Annotated in this window: 23 protein-coding genes; 14 read left to right on the forward strand and 9 right to left on the reverse strand. The window is 69.2% G+C overall.

The features are described from left to right. Nucleotides 1-36: 36 nt before the first annotated feature. Genes DAT35_RS04565 through pdxA form a run of 4 tightly spaced genes read left to right on the forward strand, consistent with a single transcriptional unit; the run spans nt 37 to nt 4,090 of the window. Nucleotides 37-1,068, forward strand: a complete 1,032-nt coding sequence (locus DAT35_RS04565; RefSeq protein ID WP_108065684.1) for a peptidyl-prolyl cis-trans isomerase — start codon at nt 37-39, stop codon at nt 1,066-1,068. A 17-nt stretch (nt 1,069-1,085) separates the two neighbouring features. Continuing rightward, nucleotides 1,086-2,087, forward strand: coding sequence for a peptidyl-prolyl cis-trans isomerase (locus tag DAT35_RS04570; protein ID WP_108066389.1), 1,002 nt, complete (start codon nt 1,086-1,088; stop codon nt 2,085-2,087). Nucleotides 2,088-2,100: 13 nt separating this feature from the next. Next, complete coding sequence (locus DAT35_RS04575; protein ID WP_255415150.1) at nt 2,101-3,096, forward strand: peptidylprolyl isomerase; 996 nt, start codon at nt 2,101-2,103, stop codon at nt 3,094-3,096. A 22-nt stretch (nt 3,097-3,118) separates the two neighbouring features. Beyond that, complete coding sequence (pdxA, locus tag DAT35_RS04580; protein WP_108065686.1) at nt 3,119-4,090, forward strand: 4-hydroxythreonine-4-phosphate dehydrogenase PdxA; 972 nt, start codon at nt 3,119-3,121, stop codon at nt 4,088-4,090. Nucleotides 4,091-4,102: 12 nt separating this feature from the next. Here the strand turns inward: pdxA and DAT35_RS04585 are convergent, their stop codons facing one another. Then, nucleotides 4,103-5,845, reverse strand: a complete 1,743-nt coding sequence (locus tag DAT35_RS04585) for an AgmX/PglI C-terminal domain-containing protein (RefSeq protein WP_146209564.1) — start codon at nt 5,843-5,845, stop codon at nt 4,103-4,105. Between the two features lie 196 nt (nt 5,846-6,041). Beyond that, entirely contained in the window at nt 6,042-6,344 is a 303-nt protein-coding gene (locus DAT35_RS04590; protein ID WP_108065688.1) for a hypothetical protein, read from the reverse strand. 251 nt (nt 6,345-6,595) lie between these two features. Here DAT35_RS04590 and DAT35_RS04595 point away from each other — a divergent pair, with 251 nt between their 5' ends. Next, on the forward strand, nt 6,596-8,101 hold the full coding sequence (locus DAT35_RS04595; RefSeq protein WP_108065689.1) for an ATP-binding protein: 1,506 nt from the start codon (nt 6,596-6,598) through the stop codon (nt 8,099-8,101). A 6-nt stretch (nt 8,102-8,107) separates the two neighbouring features. On the opposite strand, the gene hpf is transcribed toward DAT35_RS04595, so the two are convergent. Next, complete coding sequence (gene hpf / locus DAT35_RS04600) at nt 8,108-8,440, reverse strand: ribosome hibernation-promoting factor, HPF/YfiA family (RefSeq protein ID WP_108065690.1); 333 nt, start codon at nt 8,438-8,440, stop codon at nt 8,108-8,110. A gap of 248 nt (nt 8,441-8,688) precedes the next feature. Between hpf and DAT35_RS04605 the strand changes: the two genes are divergently transcribed. Continuing rightward, the gene (locus tag DAT35_RS04605) at nt 8,689-9,600 is read left to right on the forward strand and encodes a DUF72 domain-containing protein (protein WP_108065691.1); all 912 of its coding nucleotides are present in this window, start codon (nt 8,689-8,691) and stop codon (nt 9,598-9,600) included. A gap of 18 nt (nt 9,601-9,618) precedes the next feature. Here DAT35_RS04605 and DAT35_RS04610 read toward each other — a convergent pair whose 3' ends face one another. Next, complete coding sequence (locus tag DAT35_RS04610) at nt 9,619-10,200, reverse strand: imm11 family protein (protein WP_233261300.1); 582 nt, start codon at nt 10,198-10,200, stop codon at nt 9,619-9,621. Beyond that, nucleotides 10,197-11,618, reverse strand: coding sequence for an AHH domain-containing protein (locus tag DAT35_RS04615; RefSeq protein WP_108066391.1), 1,422 nt, complete (start codon nt 11,616-11,618; stop codon nt 10,197-10,199). Before DAT35_RS04615 ends, DAT35_RS04610 begins: the two co-directional genes overlap by 4 nt. Here DAT35_RS04615 and DAT35_RS04620 point away from each other — a divergent pair. From DAT35_RS04620 to DAT35_RS04635, 4 genes are all read left to right on the forward strand, one after another. Further along, nucleotides 11,617-12,030 carry a hypothetical protein gene (locus DAT35_RS04620; protein WP_233261301.1) on the forward strand — a complete coding sequence of 138 codons (414 nt, stop codon included), beginning with the start codon at nt 11,617-11,619 and terminating at the stop codon, nt 12,028-12,030. The genes DAT35_RS04615 and DAT35_RS04620 overlap by 2 nt on opposite strands. Nucleotides 12,031-12,179: 149 nt before the next feature. Then, complete coding sequence (locus tag DAT35_RS04625; protein WP_108065693.1) at nt 12,180-13,676, forward strand: CAP domain-containing protein; 1,497 nt, start codon at nt 12,180-12,182, stop codon at nt 13,674-13,676. A gap of 162 nt (nt 13,677-13,838) precedes the next feature. Next, nucleotides 13,839-15,767, forward strand: coding sequence for a lamin tail domain-containing protein (locus tag DAT35_RS04630; RefSeq protein ID WP_108065694.1), 1,929 nt, complete (start codon nt 13,839-13,841; stop codon nt 15,765-15,767). A gap of 235 nt (nt 15,768-16,002) precedes the next feature. Next, nucleotides 16,003-16,512: a DUF4833 domain-containing protein gene (locus DAT35_RS04635; RefSeq protein WP_108065695.1), complete on the forward strand. Its 510-nt coding sequence runs from the start codon at nt 16,003-16,005 to the stop codon at nt 16,510-16,512. A 12-nt stretch (nt 16,513-16,524) separates the two neighbouring features. Here DAT35_RS04635 and DAT35_RS04640 read toward each other — a convergent pair whose 3' ends face one another. Together DAT35_RS04640 and DAT35_RS04645 are read right to left on the reverse strand one after the other, a co-directional pair. Beyond that, on the reverse strand, nt 16,525-17,514 hold the full coding sequence (locus DAT35_RS04640; RefSeq protein ID WP_108065696.1) for a zinc-dependent alcohol dehydrogenase family protein: 990 nt from the start codon (nt 17,512-17,514) through the stop codon (nt 16,525-16,527). 233 nt (nt 17,515-17,747) lie between these two features. Further along, nucleotides 17,748-18,977 (reverse strand): LA_2272 family surface repeat-containing protein, encoded by a 1,230-nt coding sequence (locus tag DAT35_RS04645; protein ID WP_108065697.1) that lies wholly within the window; start codon nt 18,975-18,977, stop codon nt 17,748-17,750. 82 nt (nt 18,978-19,059) lie between these two features. On the opposite strand from DAT35_RS04645, the gene DAT35_RS04650 reads away from it, so the two are divergent. Further along, entirely contained in the window at nt 19,060-19,881 is an 822-nt protein-coding gene (locus DAT35_RS04650) for an aldo/keto reductase (RefSeq protein ID WP_108065698.1), read from the forward strand. A 15-nt stretch (nt 19,882-19,896) separates the two neighbouring features. Here the strand turns inward: DAT35_RS04650 and DAT35_RS04655 are convergent, their stop codons facing one another. Continuing rightward, on the reverse strand, nt 19,897-20,394 hold the full coding sequence (locus tag DAT35_RS04655; RefSeq protein WP_108065699.1) for a hypothetical protein: 498 nt from the start codon (nt 20,392-20,394) through the stop codon (nt 19,897-19,899). A 366-nt stretch (nt 20,395-20,760) separates the two neighbouring features. Here DAT35_RS04655 and DAT35_RS04660 point away from each other — a divergent pair, with 366 nt between their 5' ends. From DAT35_RS04660 to DAT35_RS04670, 3 genes are all read left to right on the forward strand, one after another. Continuing rightward, complete coding sequence (locus DAT35_RS04660; protein ID WP_233261302.1) at nt 20,761-21,768, forward strand: lysylphosphatidylglycerol synthase transmembrane domain-containing protein; 1,008 nt, start codon at nt 20,761-20,763, stop codon at nt 21,766-21,768. Between the two features lie 115 nt (nt 21,769-21,883). After that, a complete protein-coding gene (locus DAT35_RS04665; RefSeq protein ID WP_255415151.1) occupies nt 21,884-23,395 on the forward strand; it encodes an ABC transporter substrate-binding protein/permease in 1,512 nt (503 codons plus the stop codon). Then, the gene (locus DAT35_RS04670; protein ID WP_108065701.1) at nt 23,392-24,090 is read left to right on the forward strand and encodes an amino acid ABC transporter ATP-binding protein; all 699 of its coding nucleotides are present in this window, start codon (nt 23,392-23,394) and stop codon (nt 24,088-24,090) included. Before DAT35_RS04665 ends, DAT35_RS04670 begins: the two co-directional genes overlap by 4 nt. Here DAT35_RS04670 and DAT35_RS04675 read toward each other — a convergent pair. Continuing rightward, entirely contained in the window at nt 24,077-25,078 is a 1,002-nt protein-coding gene (locus tag DAT35_RS04675) for a hypothetical protein (protein WP_108065702.1), read from the reverse strand. The genes DAT35_RS04670 and DAT35_RS04675 overlap by 14 nt on opposite strands. Nucleotides 25,079-25,138 lie beyond the last annotated feature (60 nt).

Raw genomic sequence — 25,138 nt, forward strand, 5'->3', positions numbered from 1 at the left:
CCCCCTGGCGTGCTACCCCACGGGCCCGCACTCTCCATGTCCTCCACTCCCCGTCTCCTCGCCCTCGCCCTGTTGGCCCTCTCGGGCTGCGAGCGCGGCCCCGCGCCGGGCCACGCCGTGGTGGATTTCCGTCATGCGCGGGAGTCCGGGGGGACGCCCGTGGCCTCCTGGAAGGACGACCGGGTGACGGCCGAGGAGCTGCACCGGCGCCTGGAGGAGATGAGCCCCGCGCTGCGCGAGCGCTACCAGACGCTGGAGCAGAAGCGCGAGTACGTGGAGGGCCTGGCCCGCTTCGAGCTGCTGGTGCAGGAGGCGCTCGCGCGCGGGCTGCAGAACGACCCCGAGGTGATGGCCAGCACCAAACGCGCCCTGGTGTCCCGGCTGATGCGCTCGCAGCTCGACGAGGCCCAGCCTCCCGTTACCGACGCGGAGGTGGCCGCCTACTACAAGAGCCACGAGGAGGACTACGTGCGGCCGGAGCAGGTGCGGCTCTCGCACGTCTTCCTCGCGGCGCCCCGGGCGGATGCAGCCCGCGTGGCGGCGGCTCGCACGAAGGCGGAGAAGGTGCTCGCCGAGGCGAAGGCCCTGCCCGCCAAGGACTTCGCCGCCTTTGGACGGCTGGCCCGCGCCCACAGCGAGGAGCCCCGCACGCAGCCCCTGGACGGAGACCTGCGCTACCGCTCGCTCGAGGTGCTCGCGCAGGACTTCGGGCCCGAGGTGGCCGAGGCCGCGCGCTCGCTGGTGACCGGCGGCCCGGGCACGCTCAGCGGCGTGGTGCAGACGGACGCGGGGCTGCACGTGCTCCAGCTCACCGGCCACCAGCCCGCGTTGAACCAGGGGCTCGAGGACGTGCGCCAGCAGATCTCCGGCCGCCTCTCCCAGGAGAAGCGCACGAAGGCCTGGGCGGAGCTGCTCTCCGGACTGGAGCACCGCGCCGGCTTCACGGTGGACGCCGCGACGCTCGCGCGGGTGCACGTGGACATGAGCACCCCCATGCAGCCCCCGAGCGGCCCACCGCCCGGCACCATCCCCGCCCCCTTCCCTTCCGCCGCCGTGGAGCAACCGTGACCGAGAGGAGCCCCTTCATGCGACAGGCCTTCGCACGCGCCACACCGCTGCTCGCCACCTTCGCGCTCGCCCTGGGGCTGGCCGGCTGCCCCCAGAAGAACAAGGAGGAGCCGGACGCCAACGTGGTGGCCACCGTGAATGGCGAGGTGCTCGCCCGCGCGGACTTCGAGCAGGAGCTGGGGCGTGAGCTCGCCTCCTCGTCTACCGAATCCGCCCAGCACACCCCGGAAGAGGTGGAGCCGTACAAGCGGGCGCTGCTCGACACGCTCATCTCCCGCATGGTGCTGCTGCAGGAGGCCCGGACGCGCAACGTGACGGTGACTCCCGAGGAGGTGGACCGGGGCGTGCTGCGGCTGTCGAGTGACTATCCTTCGGGCAACTTCAACGAAGTGCTCGCCCAGGGGCAGCTGTCCATGGCGGAGCTCAAGGCACGCGAGGCCTCGCGGCTCACCATCGAGAAGCTCTTCGCCAGCGAGGTGTACCCGCGCGTGGGGCTGACGGAGGAGGAGCTGCGCGCCTACTACACCGCGCACGAGGCGGAGTTCTCCGAGCCCGAGCAGGTGCGCGCCGCGCAAATCGTGGTGAAGGGGATGGACGACGCCCGGCGGGTGCAGGCGCAGCTCAAGTCGGGCAAGAAGTTCGCGGACCTGGCGCGCAAGTATTCGCTGAGCGCGGACGCCAAGGTGGGAGGAGACCTGGGCTTCTTCCCGCGTGGGCAGATGCCGCCGGCCTTCGACCAGGTGGTGTTCTCCATGGGCGTGGGCCAGGTGTCGGACGTGGTGGAAACGGAGTACGGCTACCACCTGTTCCGGGTGCTGGAGAAGAAGACGGGCCGCAAGCTGGAGTTCGCGGATGTCCGCGACCAGGTGGAGACGAAACTGCTGGAGCAGCGGCGGGCGGAGGCCCAGGCGAAGTACGAGCAGGAGCTGCGCGCGAAGGCGAAGGTGTGGGTGAACGAGGCCACGCTACAGGCCATCCGCGGCAAGCCGATGACACAGCCCGCGGCCAAGGAAGAATGAGCCGTCCCCCGGGATACGGGCACGGAAAGAGGAGCCTATGAAGAAGCTGATTGGGACGATGGTGGCGGCGCTCCTGCTGAGCGGCGCGGTGGCGCGGGCCGAGCAGGTGGACCGGGTGGCGGCGGTGGTGAACCGCGACATCATCGCGCTGTCCGAGGTGGAGAAGCGCGCGGCGCCGGAGCTGTCCCGGCTGAACGGGGCGGTGCAAGATCCGCAGAAGCGCTCCGAGGAGCGCGCGCGGCTGCTCAAGGGGGCCCTGGACAACCTCATCGGCGAGAAGCTGATGGAGGAGCAGATCAAGGAGCTGGGCCTGTCGGTGACGGACGCCGAGGTGGACGCGGCGGTGGCGGACGTGAAGCGGCAGAACAACGCCACGGACGACGCCCAGTTCGAGCGGCTGCTGGCGGGCGAGGGCTTCACCATCGCCAGCTACAAGGACTTCCTGCGCAAGCAGATGTCGCGCATGAAGCTGGTGCAGCTCAAGGTGACCCCGAAGGTGAAGGTGTCGGAGGAGGACCTGAAGTCGGCCTACACCCAGTACACCAAGATGGAGTCGGGTGACGCGGAGGTGCACGCGCGGCACATCCTGGTGCAGGTGGACCCGAAGGCGAAGCCGGAGCAGGTGGAGGCGGCGCGCAAGAAGGCGCTGGCGCTGGCCGAGGAGGCGCGCAAGCCGGGCGTGGACTTCGCGGAGCTGGCGAAGAAGAAGAGCGAGGGCCCGAGCGCCTCGGACGGAGGAGACCTGGGCTTCTTCCGGCGCGGGGTGATGGTGCCGGCGTTCGAGAAGGTGGCCTTCACGCTCAAGGAGGGCGAGGTGAGCGAGCCGGTGCGCACGCAGTTCGGCTGGCACGTGCTGAAGGTGGAGGAGAAGCGCGCGGTGGACGTGCCTCCGTTCGACCAGGTGAAGGGCGAGCTGGAGAACCGGCTGAAGATGCAGAAGACGGAGAAGTACGTGGAGCAGTACGTTCAGGAGCTCCGTCAGAAGGCGTCCATCGAAGTCAAAATCTGAGGCAAAGGGAGAGGGAAGACGCGTGAACGAGCGTCCCGTCGTAGGCATCTCACTGGGAGACGTCTCCGGGATTGGCCCGGAAGTCACGGCGGAGGCCCTCTCCCAACCCAAGGTGCGCCGGTCGTTGCTGCCCGTCGTCTTCGGAGACGGGCCGACGCTGGCGCGCTTTTCCCAGTTCAAGAAGTACGCCCGCGCCACGCCGGACACGCTGAAGCGGCCCACCGAGCCCACCGTCTGCGTGGTGACGGAGCTGGCGGAGAAGGACCGCGTCCCGGGCAAGCCCGGCCGCGCGGGAGGCCGCGCCCAGTACCGCTACATCGAGGCGGCCATCGAGGCGGCTCGAGCCGGCAGGGTGGACGCGCTGTGCACGGCGCCCGTGTCGAAGGAGCAGATTTCGCGGGCGGGCATTCCCTTCATGGGACACACGGAGGTGCTGGCGGAGGCGTTCGGCCGCGAGGTGCTGATGCTCATGGACGGCCCGCGGGTGCGCGTCGCGCTGGCGACAAACCACGTACCGCTGGCGGACGTCTCGCGGATGCTGACGGTGGAGCGGCTCGTCGGCCAACTCCAGCTCCTGTCGCGAAGCCTGAAGCCGGTGGTGGGCCGCACGCCCCGCATTGGAGTGCTGAGCTTCAACCCGCACGCGGGCGAGGGCGGGCTGCTGGGACGCGAGGAGGTGGAGGTCCTCACCCCAGCCGTCAAGCGCGCGCGCCGGCTGCGGGTGGACGCGCACGGGCCGCTCGCGGCGGACGGACTGTTCGCCCAGGTGGAGCGCTTCCCTTACGACGTGGTGCTGGCCATGTACCACGACCAGGGCCTCATCCCCGCCAAGGCGCTGGACTTCGAGCGCACGGTGAACGTGACGCTCGGGCTGCCGGTGCCTCGGACGTCGCCGGACCACGGCACGGCGTACAGCCTGGCCGGCACCGGCAAGGCGAGCAGCGTCCCCATGGCGGAGGCACTGCTCAAGGCCGCCCGGCTGGCCGCGCGCTGAACCCGCTCCCGCTCAATACGTGAACGGGAAACGGACGGGCTCGCGGCTCTGCGTCCGGTGCTCCGGGAACTTCCACGAGCGCACCTGGCCCTCGATGCACCGCGCGAACGCCGTGCCCTTGAGGGACTCGGTCTCCAGGAGGACCTCGGTGGCGGTGCCCGTCGGCAGCACGCGCCAGCGCACCACGAAGCGATCCTTGCCAGAGTCCGACGTCTTCGGCGGCTCGTGCGTCTCGATGCAGGAGAGGATGGCGTCCTTGTGCGCGCTCACCACCTGCAGGATGGCCGACGTGGACAGGTGCTCGGGCAGATCCTTCCCGGGCTCGGGCGGGATGTAGACGCTGCGCTTGGAGCGCGGGTCCTCCGCCTTGAACTGAGGCTGGCCCTTCGAAAAGCCGAGCTCCTTCTCGAACTCCTTGTCGAGCGAGTCATCGAAGTTGGTGGGATCATCGGCCCGCTTCTCCTCCGGCGGCGCCTTGCGCACCTCCGTGCTGGCAGGAGCCACGGGCGCGGGCGGCGGCTGCTGGCGGCGCTGCAGGGTCGACTCGGCGGCACGCGCGATGCGCTCCTCCGAGGCGGGCGCGGACACATGCCGGCTGGCGGCCTCCTTCTGCTCCATGGGAGCCACCGCGGCCACGACGACGGGCTTCGGCTTCTCGGGCTGCGGCGAAGCGGGGATGGCCTTCGACGCGACGGCCTCGGGCTGAGGCGGGCGCGCCGCGGGCTGCACCACGGGCGCTGGAGGAGGCTGCACCACCGGAGCCACCGCGGCCACGGGAGCGGGAGCGGCGGCCTGGGGCTCCACCGGGACGAGCCGCGGCGCGGCCTCCTCGGAGGCCAGGACAGGCCGCGCCTGCTCGGGAGAGCGAAGCGCCTGGGGCAACAGGAACAGCGCTCCCGCCAAGACGCCCACGGCCGCCGAGCCGATGAGCGCCCCGGCCAGGAACGTCCTCCCACGCCGCGGAGGCTCGGACGCCTGGAGCGGAGCCGGCGCCAGCATGGGGTGAGCGACAGGCGGAGCCATGGGCAACTGTGGATACGGCACGGCCGGCACATCCATCTGAGGAGGAACCGGCGCTGGCACCACGGCCATCGGCACCGGAGGAGCCACCATGGGCGGAGCCACCGGCGCGGGAGCGCTCGGAGCCTCGAGCAACGCGGAGCGCTCCTCCCGCACCTGCTCCTTCTCCTCCTGCTGCTTGCGCAGCCACCCCTCCTCCTCCGCGACGAGCGAGTGCAGCGCCGAGACGACCTTCTTCTCGGAACCAGACTCCTTCGCGCGGGCCGAAGACACGGCGAGGCTCGCGTCCGCGGCCACCGTGGGCAGCCCCGAGATGGTCATCGCGGCCACGAGCTCGGGAACGCGCGACAGCGGCCTCCACGAGGGCCACGCCTCACACCAGAAGAGGGTGTCGGGCTCGAACCCGCCCTGGTGCCACAGCTCGCGCAGCCGCTCCAGACGGAACGGGCCCGCGGGCTGCGAGTCCCGCTCCATGTACCAATCCATGGCGCCCACGGGCACGGGCGCGGCGGCCTGCGCCCCGGTGACGCCCTCCCCGGCGGCGGTCTTCAGGGCCGGCGGGCCGAAGAGCGCGCCGTCGAAGATGGCGTCCAGGTCATCCGGACGCACTTCACGCAGAGCGGACTGGACGCTGGTGGGCGCTTCGGACTCGGACGGAGAGAGCTGCGGCGGTTGAGCCCCGCTGCCCATCCGAGAAGTGGAATCGCCCTCGATGCCTGAATGGTTCCCGTCCACACGCCCTCCTGCCGGCCCCTGCTGCCCAGACGTTGGGTCAGCTAGTAGCCCAAGCTAATGACGCTCGAGCCCCCAGCCAGGATTCACCTCCCTGGGTACGAGTGGTTTCTTTCACTTTCAAGCGATTCCCGCGAAAGAAAGTTCTCGGCCCGACGCACCCAATTCCTTGGGAGGAGAAAACCCCTGGACAACCCGATTACGGCGCTTCCGAGGATGGGCACGGAAGGTGCGCGAGCAGCTCCGCGCCATCCCTCGCCGGGTCGATCAGCACCACCTCCGAGACCTCGCCCTCGGTCACGAGCAGAACACTCACCCGCCCCACGGGGCACCAGCCCAGGCATCCGGTGAGACTCACGCGGACATGCCCGGCACACCCCTGCCCGGCGAGCGTGTCCCGGATGCGGCGGGGCAGCTCCACGCCGCCGGCACTCGTGTCGAGCCGCATCAGGCACCGGTGACAGACCTGGGCCCGCGTCTCCCTCGGGTTCTCGTCGCTCATGGGGAACTCAGTCCCTCCCAACGCCGGACGGCTCGCGCCCCATCCAGGATATGCTCCCCCGCCGAGCGAACGGGCAGCCAGACGTTCTCCGCCGTCCACCTCGCTCCGATGCGCACCTTCAGGAACAGGCCCTGCACCCAAGGAGACCCCTGTCTATGGGAGGGAGCGAACCGTACCTGGACTCCACAGCGGTGGCATTGCAGGGCCTTGCTGGGCTACTGCTCCCCCCTCCCACCCGTTGAGGGCCCCGCGTGTCCACGACCCCCACAGAGCTGCCGGACATCCTTCGGAAGAATCGGGAGCGCATCCTGGAGGAATGGGCGCGACGAGTGAGGGAGGAACTGCCCGTGTCCGCCCTGCCCTGGCAGGAGCTGCTCGACAACGTCCCGGACATGCTCGAGGCGCTCGCGGACGCTCTGGAGCAGCGGAGGGACCGGCCGCATGCGCCCTTGAAGGAGAAGGCTCGGCGGCACTCGGAGCAGCGTCACCGCCTCGGTTACTCCATGGAGGACGTGGTGCGCGAGTATGCCCTGCTGCGCAACACCTCCATCCGGGTCATCCTGTCCGCGTACCCCCAGCCGTCCCTCGACGAGATGGAGCTGCTGCACATGGCGCTGGACCAGGCCGTGGTCGAATCGGTGACCACCTATGGGCGCGAGTCCACCCGGGAGTTGGAGACGGAGCGGCAGCGCTTCCGCCTCGCGCTGCGCAACTCCACCATCGTGGTGTTCGAGCAGGACCTGGAGCAGCGCTACACGTGGATCTACAACCCGCAGCTCGGTGTCACGGCGGAGCAGGTGGTGGGCAGCACGGACGCGGGCATGTTCACCGGCCCCGAGGACATCCGAACCTTGATGGAGCTCAAGCAGCGGGTGCTGGACACCGGCGAGCCGCTGCTCGCCGAAGTGCGTGCCTCGATTGGCCCCAGGCGGGGTTTCTACCTGCTGGCGCTGGAGCCCCTGCGGGACGCGGAGGGGCGCGTCACCGGACTGATGGGCGCGGCCACCGACATCACCGTGCACCGGGATGAGGAAGAGCAACTGCGGCGCACACTGGAGTTCCGGGACCGGGTGATGGGCATCGTCAGCCACGACCTGCGCAACCCCCTCAACGCCATCACCCTGTCGGCCGCGACGCTGCTCCGCCGCGGTGGGCTCGACGAACGCGTGCGGCAGAACCTCCAGCGCATCGTCTCCGCGGCGGATCGCGCCCACCGGCTCATCCGAGACCTGCTCGACTACACGAAGGCGCGCCTGGGAAGCGGCATCCCCATCGAGCCCCGGCCGTGCAACCTGGGGGAGGTGGCGCGGCAGGTGGTGGACGAGGTGGCCCAGGCCTTCCCCGAGCGCACGCTGCACTTCGAACGCGCCACCGAGGGCAACCTCGACGGCGAGTGGGATCCGGATCGGCTCGCCCAGGTGATCACGAACCTCACCCGCAATGCCCTGCAGCACAGTCCCTTGGGCACACCGGTGCGGGTGATGGTGCGTACGGACGACGACAGCGTGAGCCTCGAGGTCCACAACGAGGGCCCGGCCATCGCGCCCGAGTTGCTCCCGGCCCTCTTCGAGCCATTCACCCAGGGCGCGGGCCGGCACACCCATGAGGGCAACGTGGGCCTGGGCCTGTACATCTCCCAGGAGGTGGCGCGGGCGCACGGCGGCAGGATGGAGGTCGAGTCCAGCGAGCGGACGGGAATCACGTTCCGCCTGGTGCTCCCGCGCCGCCCCGCGCCCTCCGGCGGAGGGCCGGGGTAGAGCCCTTCAACGGTGGATGCGGAGCCCGTCGGCGTAGTGCTGCAACTGGCGCCGGGCGGCATCGAAGGCCTCGTTCACGGCCTGGTAGGCGTCCTCGTGCGAGGTCTTCTCGCCGTGCTCGCGGTCGACCACGATGTTCTTGCCGGGGACGTGCATGTCCAAGCGGACGTGGAAATGCTTGCCCTGCTGATGATGCCGGTGCGGCTCTTCCACCACCACGTGGCAGCCGGTGATGCCATCGAAGAACTGCTCGAGCTTGTCCACGTTGTCGCGGATGTGCTCCGAGAGGGCATCGCTGGGGCTCATTCCACGGAAGGTGATCTGCAGGTTTCGCTTCATCTTCGCGCCTCGTGATGGGCTCCCGGGTGGGGAGCCGTCGTGACGACCCGATTCATTGCATCCGGAGCGCCAACGCCCTCTCCCTCGGAAACCCGGGGGGTTGGGGCACGCCCGTCATGCAGCCTTTGCGGTGGGGAATGGAGGGCGCGCAGCCTTTGCGGACAGGCCTCCCGGGAGGGCAATCAGGCGGGCTTCCACTGCGGAGCACGGGAACGGTGCGCACCTTTTCTCCCTGGAGGTGCGCGCACGTGATTCGCGTCGGCCCCGCGGGGTGGAGCTACGATGACTGGGCGGGAGTGGTGTACCCGAAACCGAAGCCCCGGGGGTTCGACCCGCTGGCGTTCCTGGCGGGGTACTTCGACGCACTCGAGCTGAACACCAGCTTCTACCGGCCCATCAACCGCCACAACGCGGAGCTCTGGGTGGAGCGCACGGACTTCAACCCGGACTTCCGCTTCACCGCGAAGCTGTGGCGGCGCTTCACCCACGAGCGGGACTCGGTATGGACGGCGGACGAGGTGCGGCAGACGCGCGAGGGGCTCGACACCCTCCACGAAGCCGGGAGACTGGGAGCGGTGCTGATGCAGTTCCCCTGGTCGTTCCGCAACAACGAGGAGAACCGGGACTGGCTGGACGAGCTGGTGTCCACGTTCTCCGACTGGCCCCTGGTGCTGGAGGTGCGGCACGAGTCGTGGAACGAGCCGGACGTCTTCGCGGAGCTGGCCGAACGGGGCGTGGGCTTCGTGAACATCGACCAGCCGCTCTTCCATGACTCGATGGCGCCGAGCGCGCGGGCGACCTCGTCCGTGGGCTACGTGCGGGTGCATGGGCGCAACTACCGCAACTGGTTCCGCAAGACGGCGAGCACGATGGAGCGCTACGACTACCTGTACACGGCGAAGGAGCTGAAACCGTGGGCCGGGCGTACGAAGGAGATAGCGGAGCACCCGCGCGTGAGTGACGTGTACGTGGTGACCAACAACCACGTGCGAGGCAAGGGCGTGGCCAACGCGATGATGTTGCAAGCGATGCTCACGGGCCGGAAGGTGCACGCCCCCGAGACGCTGGTGCGCGAATACCGGGACACCCTGGGGCCCTACGTACTGCCACTGGAGAAGGAGACCGCCGAGGCTTCCAGTGCCAGCCCTTCAACGCCGTGACGGAAAGAGCGCCAGACCTCAAACCTCCTTGAACTTGGCGCCGGTGATGCCCTCTTCCTCCATGGCCAGTTTGACGCGCTCGGAGACGATGAGGACCACCTCCCACCCCCAGGGCCGGAAGATGCTGGCGTCCCCTATCTTCGCCGGGTCCACCTTCAGCCCCGAAACGTTGCGGTATTCGCCCACCCTCTCCGGCTGACCGTTCTCCGGCCGCCAATAGAGCACCTCCTCACATCGCGCGTCGTCGATGCACCGGATGAGTTGCAAGGCATTGAGGATGAACCAGGGCTCCGTCTGACCCTCTACCTCGACCGGGATGAACTGAACTTCCTTTTGAAGACCCAGGCGCTCGAAGAGCGTGACGACCCGGCGGTGAACGACGGGAATACCCAGGGCATGAGAGAACTCAATCGCAACGCCCGTCGGATTCACAGATAAGAGGAGCGGCTTCTTGATATTCAGAACCCGTCCCTCGTTGAATCGCCAGACGTCGAACAATTCTTCCCGCCCCTCCTCATCATCACGAGGCATCCTCACGTGCCATCGCCCTGGAATGTACACATCGTCGTACAATTTGTAGTACTTCATTTGCTCGGTCATGGTTTCCTCGTTGCGAGCTTGTTGAGCTTGGAGCCCGGCGTACACACCTCTCCTGCGATCCTGTCGAGCTCTTCCACGAGCTTGGCTCGACACCCGGCCCGGGTCCTACAATTCACAAGCGCCTTGCTCAATCGTTCGAAGATATCGCTGTGGTACTCCTCGGGATGAGGCCCCTTGTGGCCTCGCAGATAGACGATGTTCGCTGGGTCATCGAGGCTTATCCCCGCCCGATCGAAGAGTTCCTCGAACCGAGGCGTCCAGGGGCCACCATTGCTCTCGGACTTGTCATTTTTGTTGGTGCACAGATGGTGGGCATGGTTGTCGTCCTTTTTCGAATCGTCACAGGCCCCCGTCGTCCGTGCCGAGGTCACCGCTGCGGCCACCGCGGAAGCCGTCGTGTTCGCCGACACTCCCATCAACACCACCGTCCCATCCGCCACGCTCACCTGCGCGCGCGTCCCCGCTCCCACCGAGAAGCCTCCCCGCACACTTCCTCCCGCGAAGGCGAAGCGCGGAGGTGACAACCGAGACCACAGCCCTCCCTTGGGCACCTCCGGCAGCCCCTTGGCCAGCTTCGCCCCCGCCACCGTCACCAGCACCCGCAACCCCACTCCTCCTATCGCCTTCCCGAAGCGCTCGGCCGCCGCCTCCAATTCTTCCTGTGTCCTCGCCGCTTGCGCCTCCCGATACAGATTCAGGCAGGCCAACCCCACGTTGTAGAGCTCCGCCGCCGTGTACGTCATTAGCAGCCCCAGCGTCACCGCCGCCGCGAAGGCCTTGGAGAAAACGGGCTCCGGCGCTGCCCACGCCATCACGTAGAGCATCATGGACATACCCACGGAGAGCAGCACGGTGCGCGAGCTGAACATCTCCACGGCGGCCTCGCGCACACCGTCCCCCATGTAGCGTGGCGAGAGCTTCAGGGCCTGCAACCACCTGGCACTCTCCAGTGACGTCGGCAGCGTGACCAGTGGAGGCCCATAGAGCGCCTCGTACGCCTCGCGTACGTGCTTCTCCAACTCCGAGGTCCGAGCATCCGGCGACGGCCCACCCAGCATCCCCACCATGCCCACTCCCGAGTGGCTCTCCACCGGCCGCCGCCCTGCCCTCGACTCCGCCTGCTGGAACTCCTCCTGCAGCGCCGCCACCACCTCCCGCGCCTCCTGCAGTGTCAACAGCGCCAGTGCCGGGTCCGACTTGAGCGCCCTGAAGGTGAGCCTCAGCCCGACTCCCTCGTCGCCCAGATACCCACTCACCGTCACGGGCTCCAACACCGGAAGCCGCGATTCGACTTCGGATGAAGCTGCCTGGACCGCGAGCGGCACCAGCAGCAACAGCAGGAAGATGGCATGGCTGATGCGCGTGAATACCGCCCCCAGCAGGAGCAGCACCCAACACGAGGGGTGGAGTGTCCTCATGGCGCGCAGCTTATCCGCCACTCCGCTCGGCGGCCGGGCACTCGAGCCCCAGGCCCTCTGGCGTCATCCGCTGACGCCCGGATGCACCGTTCGCACCTTCGGACAGAGGAGGTGCCAGATGGCGGACGACCCGGTGGCACGGTTGCACCAGCACGAGCGCGAGCAGGAGCGCAAGCGGTTGCGCGAGCTGGAGGCCAAGGACCTGGAAGTGGAATCCAAGCGCGGCCCACGTCCACTCGAGGGCTTCGCCGGAGGACACACCACGTGGGCGAGCCAGCAGGACGACGTAGCCGCCGCGGAGCTGCACACCCACGACGCGGAGGAGTCCCTCGCCGAGAGCGAGGAGCAGGTGGCTCGCCTCTCGCCGGAGGACGAAGGGCCCGCGCGAAAGGACGCGAAACACCGGGAGTAGCCGCGCCTACCTCTCCTCGAGACTCCGAGCAAAGAATGCTTGTGAGACAACACCCTGGACCGGGTCATGGAGCCCCGACCGTGACAGAACGTGCTTGAGTCCAGAGGGCGGATGGATGGAATTGCCACCTCCTACCCCCTGGACTCCCGATGATTGCCTTTCTTCTTGGAACCCTGCTCGCCGCGGCCCCGCTCACCCCGGAGGTCATGGAGGAACAGGCGGCCCTTCACGTGCGGCAGGAATTCGCACGCACGAAGCAGGATGTGTCGGCTCGTGACAAGACGCTCGACGCCGCCGCGCGCCAGCTCGCCCTGGCCGCGATGCACGCGCAGCCCACCGGCGCACCCGACCACCTCTCCGCCACCCAGGCGCTCAGTGCCGCGGGCGGAGCGGACCTCGCACCCCGCTCCCTCGTGATTCGCGCGCACTCGCACTCGCACATCGTCGAGTACTTCAACGCGGAGAAGGACTTCGGCAAGCAGCCCGCCTCCCACTTCGGAGTGGGCGTGGTCACCGAGGGCGAGCGCGCCAACCTCGTCCTGCTCCTGGTGGAGCGCCGGGCCGTGCTGCAGCCCTACCCGCGCACCTTCGAGAAGACGGGCGGGCAGTTGCTCTGCGGAGACCTGGTGGCGCCTCTGAAGCAGGCCGAGCTCTACCTCACGCGCCCGGATGGAGAGGTGTCCCAGGTTCCGCTCCGGATGAGCCGTGAGCAGGGCCGGAGCTTCTGCGCCCAGCTCGAGCTCCCCATCCCGGGCCGCTACACCGTGCAGGTGGAGAGCCGCTCGAGCAAGGGCGTCGACCTCGCCGCGGTCTTCTTCGTCGACGTGGGCCCTCGGGGCGCAGTGCCCGAGCCCGACAACGCCGGGGCCGTGCGCAAGGCCCTCCTCGAGCGCATCAACGCGCTGCGGCTCGCCCACAGGCTGTTCGCCCTGAAGCGAGACCCCACCCTGGAGCGCACGGCCCAGGCCCACTGCGAGCGCATGGTGAGCGAGGGCTTCGTCGGGCACGAGGCCCCGGACGGCACGAGCCTGCGCGACCGCCTCCCCGGTGATGAGGGACTGCCCTTCGACAAGGCCGCGGAGAACCTCGGCCTCGGCTCCGGGCCGCTCGCGGCGCACTTCGACATCGCCTACACCCCCGACCAGTTCCGCAACCTGCTCGACCCGGACTTCCGCTACGCGGGCATCGGCGTGGTGTTCCGCGAGGTGGATGGGCGCAAGCAGGCCCTCGTCACGGAAGTCCTCACCGCCGAGTCTCCAACGGCCCTCGTGGCGATGGAGCCGCGCGACGAGGCCTACCGAACCGTGACCCGGCTGCGCGCCTCCCTGAAGCTGCCCAGGCTGGAGCGCGCCAGCACCCTGGAGCCGCTCGCCCTGGAGCATGCCCGGCGCGCGCTCGAGCAGGACCAACCGGAGCTCGTCGCCACGGAGCTCGAGGCCCGCGTCCGCGCCGCGCTGCCAAAGGCCCAGGCCGCGACGGTGGAGGTCCAGGTGGTGAGCGATCCCCTCGCCCTGCTGCGCTCCATGAACCTGCAGGACTCCGGCTACAACCAGCTCGCCATCGGTCTGGTCCGGGGCAGCTCGCCCACGCAGGGCAAGGACCGCTACTGGGTGGCCATCGTCTACGCCTACGTCCCCGAGAAGTGAGCGTCCCTTGGGACACGGACCCATAGGGGCCCGTGTCCGCCAGGCAAAACGAGCCTCTGGGCTGTCTCGGGATTCCAAGGATGTTGAAAATAGCCGCCTTGCATGATTCTCAAGAAGTGAGGTAGCGACAGGACTTGCCCACCCCCCCTTGGAGGCAAGTCCATGCTCACGCGCCCGCGGTCCTACTTCCGTCCCCTGCTGTTGCTCACCGTCCTGCTACCCGCGCTGGCCTGGGCACAAGGCCTGCGCTTCACCACCCTGGATATCGGACAGGGAGACTCGGCGGTGCTCATCGCGCCGAGCGGCTGTGTGGCGCTGTTCGACGGTGGCCCCACCGGCTCGGGCACCACCATCAAGGCCTACCTGAAGTCGCTGGGAGTGAGCCACATCGACCTGGCCTTCGTCTCGCACATGCATGCCGACCACATGGGAGGCATCGACGAGGTGGATGTGGGCACCGACGCGGTCCCCATCGACGCGGTGTACGACCACGGCGGCACGTACGACTCGGTGGCCTATGACGAGTACGTCAGCCACTTCAGCGGCCGGCGCTTCACGGCGACGCGGGGGCAGACATTCTCGCTGTGCGGCGAGGTGACGCTCACGGTCGTGGCGACCAACGGCAACGGCATCACCAGCTCGGACGAGAACGCCAAGTCCGTGGCGGTGAAGATTTCATATGGCGCGTTCGACGCACTGGTGGGCGGCGACCTCACCGGCAGTCCGGACATCGAGTCCACCATCCTCAACACCGTGGGGCCGCTCGAGCTGTACAAGGTGCACCACCACGGCTCGCGCACCTCGTCGAACAACTCGCTCCTGGACGTGACGAATCCGCTGGTGGCCTTCATCTCCGTGGGCAAGGTCAACAGCTACGGCCACCCGACGCAGGAGTGTCTGGACCGGCTGACGGCGCACAACGCGGCCATCTGGCAGACGGAGGACCCGGCCACGAACTCGGTGCGAGGCCACATCGAGCTGAGCTCTCCGGATGGCAACACCTTCGTGGTGAAGCAGGGCACGCAGAGCGTCTCGTACACGTCGAAGGTGGATGTCCAGCCGCCCTCCGCGCCTGGCTCGCTGTTGGCGAGCGCCATCTCCTCCACGGGGATCCACCTGACCTGGAATGCGTCCACGGACAACGTGGGGGTGACGGGCTACCGGGTGTACCGGAGCAACAATGGCAGCCCCTACACGCTGAAGGGCACGATGACCGCCCTCGACTTCGTGGACCAGGGCCTCGTGCCCAGCATCAAGTACCTGTACCGGGTGACCGCCGTGGACGCGGCAGGCAACGAGTCCTCCCCGAGCAGCGCCTCCGCGCGCACGCCCGAGCCGGGCATCACCATCACCAGCCCCAATGGTGGCGAGAGCTGGGCCGGCGGCAGCGCGCGGAACATCACCTGGACGTCCCAGGACATCTCCAACGTGAAGCTGGAGTACACGCTCGACAACGGCACCACGTGGAATGTGATCGCCAGCAGCGTGGCCGCGTCCACGGGCAGCTACACGTGGACGGTGCCGGGCACGGCCAGCACGGCGGCGCGGGTGCGCGCGACGGATGCCTTCGGCACGGCCTCGGACATGAGCGATGGAATCTTCACCATCACCGCGCCCTCCAGCCCGGCGGCGGTCATCCTCAACGAAATCCTGGCCAACGAGCCCGGCAGTGCCACCGACGGCGAGTTCGTGGAGCTGGTGAACGTGGGCGGAGCGGCCATCGACATCAGCGGGTGGACCCTCTCGGATGCCACGTCGGTGCGGCACACCTTCCCCTCGGGGACGGTGCTCGGCGCGGGCCAGTCCATCGTGGTGTTCGGCGGCGCTGCCGGGATTCCCACGGGGACGCCCAACGCCGTGGTCGCCTCCACCAACACGCTCAGCCTCAACAACACCGGCGACACGGTGACGTTGAAGAATGGCGCCACGACCATCGACTCGTTCACCTACACGAGCGCGCTGGCCGCCCAGGATGGCGTGTCGATGAACCGCAGCCCCGACATGAGCACCACAGGTGGTTTCGTCCTCCACAATACGCTCTCCTCGCTGAGCGCATCGCCGGGTAGGCGCGTCAACGGCACCAGCTTCTGAAAGCCGGTGCGCACGCGGCTCCAGTGCTCGACGGGCTGGAGCCGCGGTTCGCCGCACCTCCAACGAGGGTCTGCCATTGACTGCCGTTGGAACAAATCCATGCAGTTCCAATTCCTGGCGGACCCTGCCAGCGGGTTATTGGCAGCATCCAGCGGAAAGGGATATACCGGCACGCCACTCGGGCCATCACCCGGGTGTGCCGTGGCCATCCCTCTCTCCGCAGGCCAGGTCCCGAATGCTCCCGAAAAACCGACTGGTGTCCGGGGTTGCCCTCGCCCTGATGCTCCCCGCGCGCGGCACCGATTCCATCTTCTTCATCGCCAAGAGCGAGAATCGGAACCAGGTCCACTACGCGGTCCGTGTGGATGAGAGCTGCCGCCCACTCGGCGCCAATCCTGTCCATGGGTACTGGCGGATGTTCGAACGGGGAGAGACCGTGGTCGAGCCCCTGCTGGGCATCGAGGTTCCCGTCTACGGACTGGCTGACACACAGCTCGTGGAGAGCACGCCCGGGGGCTGGCGCGTCCAGGTCCGGCTCCAGGCCTTCGCGCAGCGGCCCATCTCCATCGCCATCTCCCAGGAAAATGGCCGCTGTGTCACCCGGGCCTGGACGAAGGTGGGAGAAGAGACGGCGCGGCTCGACCATGTCTTCGTCCGGATGGCCTGGCCGTTTGGAATCAAGGACGTGGTCCTCAACGGGGTGGGCCCGGACGGGCAGTCCGTCAGCGAGGCTCTCCGCCCCTGAGCAGGAGCCGTCCTACATCCCCAGGTCCAGCACCGCCGCGCCGCGCAGCCTCCCCTCGCGTAGGGCCGCCAGCGCCTCGTTGGCGGACTCCAGCGGGAAGGGTTGCACCTCGGTGCGCACAGGGACCCTCGGCGCGAGCGCGAGGAAGTCCAACCCATCCTGGCGCGTGAGGTTCGCCACCGAGCGCACGGAGCGCTCGCCCCACAGCAGTGAATAGGGAAAGGCGGGGATGTCACTCATGTAGATGCCCCCGCACACCACCGTGCCGCCCTTCACCACGGCGGCCAGCGCCGCGGGAACCAGGCTCCCCACGGGAGCGAAGAGGATGGCCGCGTCCAGCGGCTCGGGCGGCAGCACGTCCGAGTCCCCCGCCCATACGGCCCCCAGGCTCAGGGCGAAGTCCTGCGCGGCCACGTCCCCGGGACGCGTGAAGCCGAACACCCGCCGGCCCTGGTAGCGCGCCACCTGGATGATGACGTGCGCCGCCGCGCCAAAGCCATACAGCCCCAACCGCTCGGCATCCCCCGTCATGCGCAGACAGCGATAGCCAATGAGCCCCGCGCACAGCAGCGGCGCGGCCTGCAGGTCCGGGTAGCCCTCGGGGATGGGGAAGCAGAAGCGGTAGTCCGCCACCGTGTACTCGGCGTAGCCACCGTCGATCTGATAGCCGGTGAAGCGCGCGTTGTCGCAGAGGTTCTCGCGGCCGGTGAGGCAGTAGTGGCAGGAGCCATCGCTCCACCCCAGCCACGGCACTCCCACCCGCGCGCCCGGCGCGAAGATTCGCGCCCGCTCGCCCGCCTTCACCACCCTGCCGACAATCTCATGTCCCAGCACCAGCGGCAGTTTGGGGCGGGTCAGTTCCCCATCCGTCACATGCAGGTCCGTGCGGCACACCGCGCACGCGTGGACCTTCAGCAAGAGTTGCTCGGGACCTGGCTCCGGAACGGGCCGCTCCTCCAACCGGAGCGGCTGTCCTGGAGCATGGAGCACCATGGCGCGCATCGGGGCCACCGGAGGCTCAGGAGACCAGGAAAAGGAGCGCGTCCGACACGGGCTCGCCTGCCCCACACCCATCCTTCCGGTACCCACCCCGTCCCGCACCGGACACCAACCGTTCGTCCCGTGCCGGGCACGCATCTGGAAACTAGGTACGTTCCAGCCGGGCACCAGCCCCCCCCTCGGGAGCGCCCGGCCCCGCGGCGCCGGGGAGGACGGGCGCCCGCTCGCGAGGACGCTCAAATCTGGATGCCCGCGACGAGGCCCGGCCACGTCTGCACGCGCACGTCGTCCGAGTCCGAGGTGAAGACCCGGCCCAGGCCCCACCGGTCCATTCCCTTCAGCGGCTCGCCATTGAACGAGATGAGGGTATTGGCCGTCACGCCGCCGAACACGGCGAAGTGCTTGAACGGTTGGAAGCCCGCCACCAGGCGCAGCTGTGCCAGGAGGTGCTGGCTATCGCTGATGAACTGGCCCTCGTGCAGGGAGCTGGCCAGCGCGTCCAGGTCCACGAAGAAGGGGCCCACCGGAATGTGCCCGCCGAGCCCGAGGCCCGCCGCCCAGAGGCGCTGCTGGTGGTTGTACTCGGGACGCAGGCCCACCGTGAGCAGCGTGTGGAAGTACTGGCCGCCCAGCTTCAGCGCCACATTCGCCATGCCCAGATCACTGCCCCAGGCCTGCACGTGGTGCTGGCCGTTGCCCACCAGGCTCAGCAGGCCGATGTTGGCGCCGTCCGCCTCGACGGCCACGTTGACGAGGCCGAGCTGCAGGCCCTTCATCCGCCGCGCGACGTTGACGATGCCCACCTGCGCGCCGCTCACGTCACCGCCCACGTTGACGATGGAGAGCTGGGCTCCCTCGAGGCGGCCCGCGATGCTGAGGCCCGAGGACAGCTGCATGCCCACCAGGTCCGGGGCGACGTTGAGCCCCGCCGTCGCCTGGAGGCCCCGCGACGCGCCCGAGGCGATGTTGACGCCCGAGGAGAACTGCGCGCCCCTCATCTCCCCGGCGGCCACGTTCGCGCCCGCCGCCGCCTGCCAGCCTCGCATGGAGCCACGGGCCACGTTCACGCCCACCGCCATCTGCGTGCCCTTCACCTGGCCGGCGTAGTTGACGCCCACCGCCAGCTCGGCACCGCCCATCTCCCGGTCCACCCAGTTGCCCACCAGGGCCAGGGCCGTGCCCTCCACCCGCCCCGCGTGCGTGGCGAGCAGTCCGATGGAGAGGTTGTTCACCACGTTGCCGCTCGAAAAGCCGTTGGTGCTCAGTCCGGGCAGGATGGAGAGACTCACCGGGATGTGGACCTCCCGCGTGGGCGCGTCCTGGGAGACCTCGGCCGTGGACACCTGGGACTGGGAGACCTCCACCGGGGTGGACGGAGGGGGCTCGGCAGCCGGCTGCTCGGCACCCGCCGAGAACGACACCATCGCCGCCATGACACCTGCACACACCGAGACCTCGAGCTTCATCGCGTGACCCTTCCTGAACTGGACCTTTCGGCGACTGGAACACCCGGGCCCCGCGGAACTGTCACCTGCTACGTTCGCGGGCATGCTCACGCGCACCATTCCGAAGAGCGGCGAGAAGCTGCCCGTCATCGGGCTCGGGACCTGGCAGACGTTCGACGTGGGGCCCTCCCCGGGCGAGCGCAAGGACCAGAAGGAGGTGCTGAAGCGCTTCCTCGCGGCCGGTGCCCGCGTCATCGACTCCTCGCCCATGTACGGCCGCGCCGAAACGGTGGTGGGAGACCTGCTGCGAGAGCTCGGCGAGGAGCGCACGCCCTTCCTCGCCACCAAGGTGTGGACCACCGGCCGCGACGCGGGCGTGGAGCAGATGCGTGACTCGCTGCGCAAGATGGGCCACGGGAAGCTGGACCTGATGCAGGTGCACAACCTCGTGGACGTGCGCACCCACCTGGCCACCCTGCGCGAGTGGAAGGAGGCCGGACGCATCCGCTACCTCGGCGTCACCCACTATCTGCGCGGCGCCTTCGATGACCTGGAGAAGCTCATCCGCGAGGAGTCGCTGGACTTCGTGCAGCTGCCCTACTCCATCGCCCTGCGCGACGCGGAGGAGCGGCTGCTGCCCGCGGCCGCCGAGCATGGCACCGCGGTGCTGGTGATGCGCCCCTTCGAGAGCGGAGACCTCTTCCGCCAGGTGAAGGGCAAGCCGCTGCCCGCCTGGGCCGCCGACTTCGACTGCAAGAGCTGGGCGGAGTTCTTCCTCAAATACATCCTGGGGCACCCCGCGGTGACGTGCCCCATTCCAGCCACCAGCAACCCGCGCCACCTTGAGGACAACCTGCGCGCGGGCACGGGGCGCCTGCCCGACGCGAAGACCCGGGCCCGCATGGTGGAGCTGCTCGGCCTGTAGCGGCGCGACGCCGGCTCAGTCCTCGAGCTGGGACTCGTAGACGAGCTCGCCCTTGAGCGTGAGGATGAGGCCGGTGCCCAGCTCGCCCTCCTCGTCGTCACGGCCCACGTCGAGCTGCTGCGCCTCCTCGTCCCACTGGCCCGAGTAGTAGTCGCCACCGGCCGTCATCCACGCCCGGTCAGCCGAGACGACCGTCTCCACCGTGTCGCCCTTGTCGCTCGTGGCCCGGTAGACGCTCCACTCCTCGCCATCCTCCTTCAGGCTGGACACGATCTCGGCGAGCTCCTCGTCCTGGGGCGAGCCCCCCTCCTTGGCCGGCTCCACCTTCCACTTGCGCTCATCGGGCTTGGGCTTCTGGGCGAGCCAGCCGCGCACCAGCTCCGTCAGGGCCTCCTCGGCCTTGTCCTGGAGCCCCTTCATGTTCGAGGGCAGACCCACCTCGTCCAGCGCCATCAGCGCCGTCTCCAGTTGAATCGCCTTCAGGGCCCAATCGTTCATCGCCGACTTCAGCATCACCCATCTCCTCGGGCCACATGCGGCCCACCATCCCTCCCGGGGACTTCCCGCGGGCAGAGCGCGTGCCCCTATCACGTTCCTTCCCAGGGTGGGGGCCTTGCATTCAACACCGCGCCAGGCGCCATCCCTGGACTCTGGTCCCCCCTCACTGTCCGCTCATGAACGAGCGCCCGAAACCTCCAAGCCAGGCAACGGAGCGAGCAGGAGACACGCTCGCCACGTGGAGGAGCACTGCCCACCTTAACGGGCATCCGCGGATCGCGCGGCGGGAGGAGGCGGACGGTGGGCAGCGAGCGACAGGAATTGAGCCTGCGGATCCCCCCGGGGGTGCCCTTGACGAGGCCCTCGAGGCAGGTGCCCACCGTGAGCATCCCCACGACGGTGCACAGGCCCGTGCGGGCAAGGCTCCAGGCGGTGCTACGTCCTGCGTTCGCGGTGCTGGGGCTGGGCGTGCTCGTCCTGCTCATCCGGGACGTGGGTGCCAAGGAGTTGGAGGAGGTGTTGTCGCGGGCGGCCCCCTGGCTGCCCCTGGTGCTCCTGCTCGAGGCAGCGCGCCTGTCACTGGACGCGCTGGCCACGTGGGTGGCGTACGGCAGCCGGGCCCGGGAGGTGCCCTTCCGCGCCATGCTCCGCGCGCAGCTCATCAGCACGACGGTGGCCAGCCTGGCGCCGGCGGGGCGGACCGCGGGCGAGGCGATGAAGGCGGCGCTGCTCAGCCGCTACACGGGAGGCGCCACGGCGACGGCGGCGGCGGCCACGTCCCAGGCGGCCTCCCTGGTATCGGGGGGCCTCAGCTCCATTCCCTGCGCGCTGGCGGCGTACGTGCTGACGGGGGCCTCGTGGTTGACGCTGGCGCTCGGCGTGCACACCGTGGTGCTGGTGCTCGTGGGCACGGGGATGCGCGCGGGCATGCGGGCGCGCAGACTCGGGGCGTGGTTGAAGTGCCGCTGCCACCGTCTGGCCCCGCACACCGAGACCTTCCAGGAGTCGGCGCGCCGCGACCGGTTGCTGCCGGCCCGGCCCATCGTGGCCACCTTCCTCGGCCGCGCGATCCAGGTGGTGCAGTACGGAACCCTGGCGGTGGCGGTGGGCATCGACACACGGGCGGTGCAGGCCCTCGTCGCGCAGGGACTCAACATGGTGGCGCTCGCGGTGGGCTCGCTGGTTCCGGGACAGTTCGGCGTGAGCGACGGGGCCTTCGCGCTGTCCGCCAAGATTTTCGGCACCACCACGGCCAAGGCCATGTCCATCGCGCTGCTCGCCCATGCGATGCAGGTGCTGTTCGTGTTGGTGGGCTCGCTCACGCCGCTGGTGTGGAAGGTGCCGGACCCCGCGCCCCAGCCTCAGCGCTCCAGCGGCGTCGACGATTGAGCGGTTGCCTGCGCGCGCCGCGAAAGGGGGTTACACTCCCGCCCGCTTTACGCTTGCCCATGGGAGGGACCCGACACTGACCAGAGCCCTGTTCCTCGGCCTCGTCCTCTGTTGTCTGCCAACCTTCGCGCAGGAGACTCCCGCCGCCGGGCCCCACGGGCTCGCGGCGGTGAGGGCCCGCGGCGAGTTGTTGTGGGGCGCCGACGCTCAAGGCGGTGCCCCCTACGTCTTCCAGGACCCAATGGACCCCAACCGCCTCGTCGGCTTCGAGGTGGACCTGGCCGAGGCGCTCGCCGGAAAACTGGGCGTGCGCGCACGGCCGGTGCTCGGCCCGTGGGACTCGCTGCTGGAGCTGCTGGCGCGCGGAGACTTCGACGTGGCGCTCAACGGCATCGAGGTGGCCGAGGAGAAAAAGCGCGTCTGCGACCTGTCGCGTCCCTACTACGCGGCCGCCGAGCGGCTCACGATCCGCCGGGGAGACGCGCGTGCGCCCCATTCGCTGAGCCAGGTGAAGGGCCGTCCAGTGGGCACACTCCCCGGCTCGCTGGCCGAGCGCATCCTGCGCCGCGAGGGGGCCCAGGTGAAGACGTACGAGGGAGGCCAGGACGAAATCTACGCGGACCTGAGGCTGGGCCGGACGGACGCGGTGCTGTTGGACGAGCCCATCACCCGGTACTACGGCGCCATCGACCCGGACCTGGAGGTGGTGCCGGGCACCTTCGGTGAAGTGCACTACGCGGTGGCGGTGCGCAAGGGCGAGGACGAGCTGCGGCACGCGCTCGACGTGGCGCTGGAGGAACTGGCGCGCGAGGGCGCGCTGCGGGCCATCTATGAGCGCTGGGGCCTGTGGAACGCCGAGACGGCGGAGCTGCTGGGAGACCCGAACCCGAGCCCCCATGGTGTGCCGGAGCAGTACGAGTCCTGGAGGGCCTCGGTGGGAAGGACGCCGCCCTTCTTCGAGCGCGTGAGGGAGCGCTACCCGAGCACCCTGGTGCTGTTCGCCCGCGGGGCGCTGATGACGCTGGGCGTATCGCTGCTGTCGATGGCGCTGGCGGTGGGAGTGGGCGTGGTGCTCGCGGTGACGCGCGTCTACGGCCCCAGGCCCCTGCGCTGGCTGGCCACGGCCTACATCGAGGTGGTGCGCGGCACGCCCCTGCTGGTGCAGCTCACCCTGGTGTACTTCGGACTGCCGCAGCTCGGGTTGCGGTTGAATCCCCTGGCTGCGGGCGTGCTGACGCTGGGACTCAACTACGCGGCGGCCGAGGCGGAGAACTACCGGGCCGGACTGTCCAGCGTGCCCGTGGGCCAGCACGAGGCGGCAAAGGTGCTCGGCCTGTCGCGGTGGCAGACGCTGCGGCACGTGGTGATGCCCCAGGCCGTGCGCATCTCGCTTCCGCCGATGACGAATGACTTCATCGCACTGCTCAAGGACAGCTCGCTGGTGTCGCTGGTGACGCTCACCGAGCTCACGCGCACGTACCTCAACCTCGCCAACGCCATGCGCGACCACCTGGGCCTGGGGCTCGTGGTGGCCAGCATCTATCTGCTGATTGGTCTGCCCTTCGCGCACCTGGCGCGCACGGTGGAGGCGCGGCTCGGCCGTCACCTGAAGGGGGTGGTGCGATGATTCGCGTCGAGGACGTGCGCAAGCGCTTCCCCGGAGCGGCCTCGGCCACCCTGGACGGCGTGTCCTTCACCCTGGAGAAGGGCCGGCTGGCGGCCATCCTCGGGCCGAGCGGCTCGGGGAAGTCCACACTGCTGCGCTGCATCGTGGGCCTGGAGCGGCCGGACTCGGGCGCCATCCACCTGGGGGGACAGGCGGGGCTGGTGTTCCAGTCCTTCGAGCTCTTCCCCCACCTGACGGCGCTGGGCAACTGCACGCTGGCGCAGCGGCTGGTGGCGAAGCGCTCGCGGGCCGAGGCGGAGGCGCGCGCGCGCAAGCTGCTGGGGGAGCTGGGGCTGGGAGAGCAACTGGACGCCTGGCCGGAGATGCTCTCCGGAGGACAGCGGCAACGCGTGGCCATCGCGAGGGCACTGGCCATGGAGCCCGCGGTGCTGCTGTATGACGAGCCGACGAGCGCGTTGGACCCGTCGCTGCGGCGCGAGGTGGTGGAGACACTGCGCCGCGTGGGCTCACTGGGCATGACGCAGCTCGTGGTGACGCACGACGTGCAGCTCGCACGGGCCGCCGAGGTGGTGATGGTGCTGGACGAGGGCCACCTCGTGGAGATGGGCCCCCCGGAGCAGGTGCTGGACACTCCCCGGCACGAGGCCACGCGCCGGCTGCTCGCCCAGGCACACGGCGGAGTTACTCCGGGGTGAAGCGGACGACCTCGATGCCCTTGTCCGTCCCCACGGCGAAGCGGCGGCCGGCGGGGTCCAGCGCGAGCGGCGGCAGGGGCGGGAGGTGGCGGATGATGCTACTGCCCTGACGGCCCGTATCGAGCTCGGGCCAGCGCTCCAGGACGCGGCCGGTCGCGAGCTCGAAGAGCTTGGGGTGCTCGTAGAAGCCCACCGCGTACCCGCCCATCGCCATCAAGGTCCCCGCGGGCGCCTCCAGGGGGGCCATGGACAGGAAGCGGCGCTCGGAGAGCGAGTACACCGCGAGGCGTGCCGTGTCCGCGGGCTGTCCATCCGAGAAGGGAGTCCCTTCACCGTCCAGGCCCGTGCACTCGAGGACCAGCGTGTCCCGCTCGCCGAAGGCCGCGGAGTGGAACTCCAGGAACGAGTCATCCAGCGCCAGGGCCTGGGGCTCGTCCAACGACTGGGGCTGTTCGAGCGCGCGAGCCACGTCGAAGACGGACGCCGCGTCGACGGGATGCCAGATCCACCCCGCGCTGACCAGGTAGCGGCCATCGCGGCTGAACTGGAGCCGGGAGTGGAAGAAGTCAGGGGAGGAGCTGTCCCGCCGGGTGAGCCGCTCGCCCGTCTCGGCGTCCTCGAGCTCCAGGCAGCAGTACTCGTCGGGGCAGTGGGCCAGGAGCGTGCGGCCGCTCGGCAGGGTCACCAGGGCGACGGGATACTCGTAGGTGGTGGCGTGGTAGAAGCTGCGGTTGAGCTCGCGGAGCACCTTGCCCTGGTGGAGCAGGAGCCCCTTCGTGCCGAGCTTCTCGTAGAGGACGGCGTACCGGCCATCCTGGGACATCACCGCGCTGTCGAAGCGGTAGGCGTAGCGGACGTGGGGGTCGGCGGTGCTTCCGTCCAGACCGTAGAAGCAGCCCCCGGAGACCCAGTCGACGAGCCCGTCGCCACACCAGCAGAGAGAAGCGGGGGCGGAGGGGGTAGGAATGAAGATGCGTTCAGCTTTCATGTGCGCCGGGACGCAGGGTACCCGAGGAACCTGACGCCCGCCCTCTCGCCAGGGAACGAG

This window comes from Vitiosangium sp. GDMCC 1.1324 (genome assembly GCF_003044305.1).
Lineage (GTDB): Bacteria > Myxococcota > Myxococcia > Myxococcales > Myxococcaceae > Archangium.

Bases quoted from the DNA above. Each gene is read 5' to 3' on its own strand.
- DAT35_RS04565 (WP_108065684.1), top strand. From the start codon at position 37: ATGTCCTCCACTCCCCGTCTCCTCGCCCTCGCCCTGTTGGCCCTCTCG.
- DAT35_RS04570 (WP_108066389.1), top strand. From the start codon at position 1,086: ATGCGACAGGCCTTCGCACGCGCCACACCGCTGCTCGCCACCTTCGCG.
- DAT35_RS04590 (WP_108065688.1), bottom strand. From the start codon at position 6,344: ATGAGCGACGAGAACCCGAGGGAGACGCGGGCCCAGGTCTGTCACCGG.
- hpf (WP_108065690.1), bottom strand. From the start codon at position 8,440: ATGAAGCGAAACCTGCAGATCACCTTCCGTGGAATGAGCCCCAGCGAT.
- DAT35_RS04610 (WP_233261300.1), bottom strand. From the start codon at position 10,200: ATGACCGAGCAAATGAAGTACTACAAATTGTACGACGATGTGTACATT.
- DAT35_RS04620 (WP_233261301.1), top strand. From the start codon at position 11,617: ATGGCGCGCAGCTTATCCGCCACTCCGCTCGGCGGCCGGGCACTCGAG.
- DAT35_RS04615 (WP_108066391.1), bottom strand. From the start codon at position 11,618: ATGAGGACACTCCACCCCTCGTGTTGGGTGCTGCTCCTGCTGGGGGCG.
- DAT35_RS04625 (WP_108065693.1), top strand. From the start codon at position 12,180: ATGATTGCCTTTCTTCTTGGAACCCTGCTCGCCGCGGCCCCGCTCACC.
- DAT35_RS04630 (WP_108065694.1), top strand. From the start codon at position 13,839: ATGCTCACGCGCCCGCGGTCCTACTTCCGTCCCCTGCTGTTGCTCACC.
- DAT35_RS04635 (WP_108065695.1), top strand. From the start codon at position 16,003: ATGCTCCCGAAAAACCGACTGGTGTCCGGGGTTGCCCTCGCCCTGATG.
- DAT35_RS04640 (WP_108065696.1), bottom strand. From the start codon at position 17,514: ATGCGCGCCATGGTGCTCCATGCTCCAGGACAGCCGCTCCGGTTGGAG.
- DAT35_RS04645 (WP_108065697.1), bottom strand. From the start codon at position 18,977: ATGAAGCTCGAGGTCTCGGTGTGTGCAGGTGTCATGGCGGCGATGGTG.
- DAT35_RS04650 (WP_108065698.1), top strand. From the start codon at position 19,060: ATGCTCACGCGCACCATTCCGAAGAGCGGCGAGAAGCTGCCCGTCATC.
- DAT35_RS04655 (WP_108065699.1), bottom strand. From the start codon at position 20,394: ATGCTGAAGTCGGCGATGAACGATTGGGCCCTGAAGGCGATTCAACTG.
- DAT35_RS04670 (WP_108065701.1), top strand. From the start codon at position 23,392: ATGATTCGCGTCGAGGACGTGCGCAAGCGCTTCCCCGGAGCGGCCTCG.
- DAT35_RS04675 (WP_108065702.1), bottom strand. From the start codon at position 25,078: ATGAAAGCTGAACGCATCTTCATTCCTACCCCCTCCGCCCCCGCTTCT.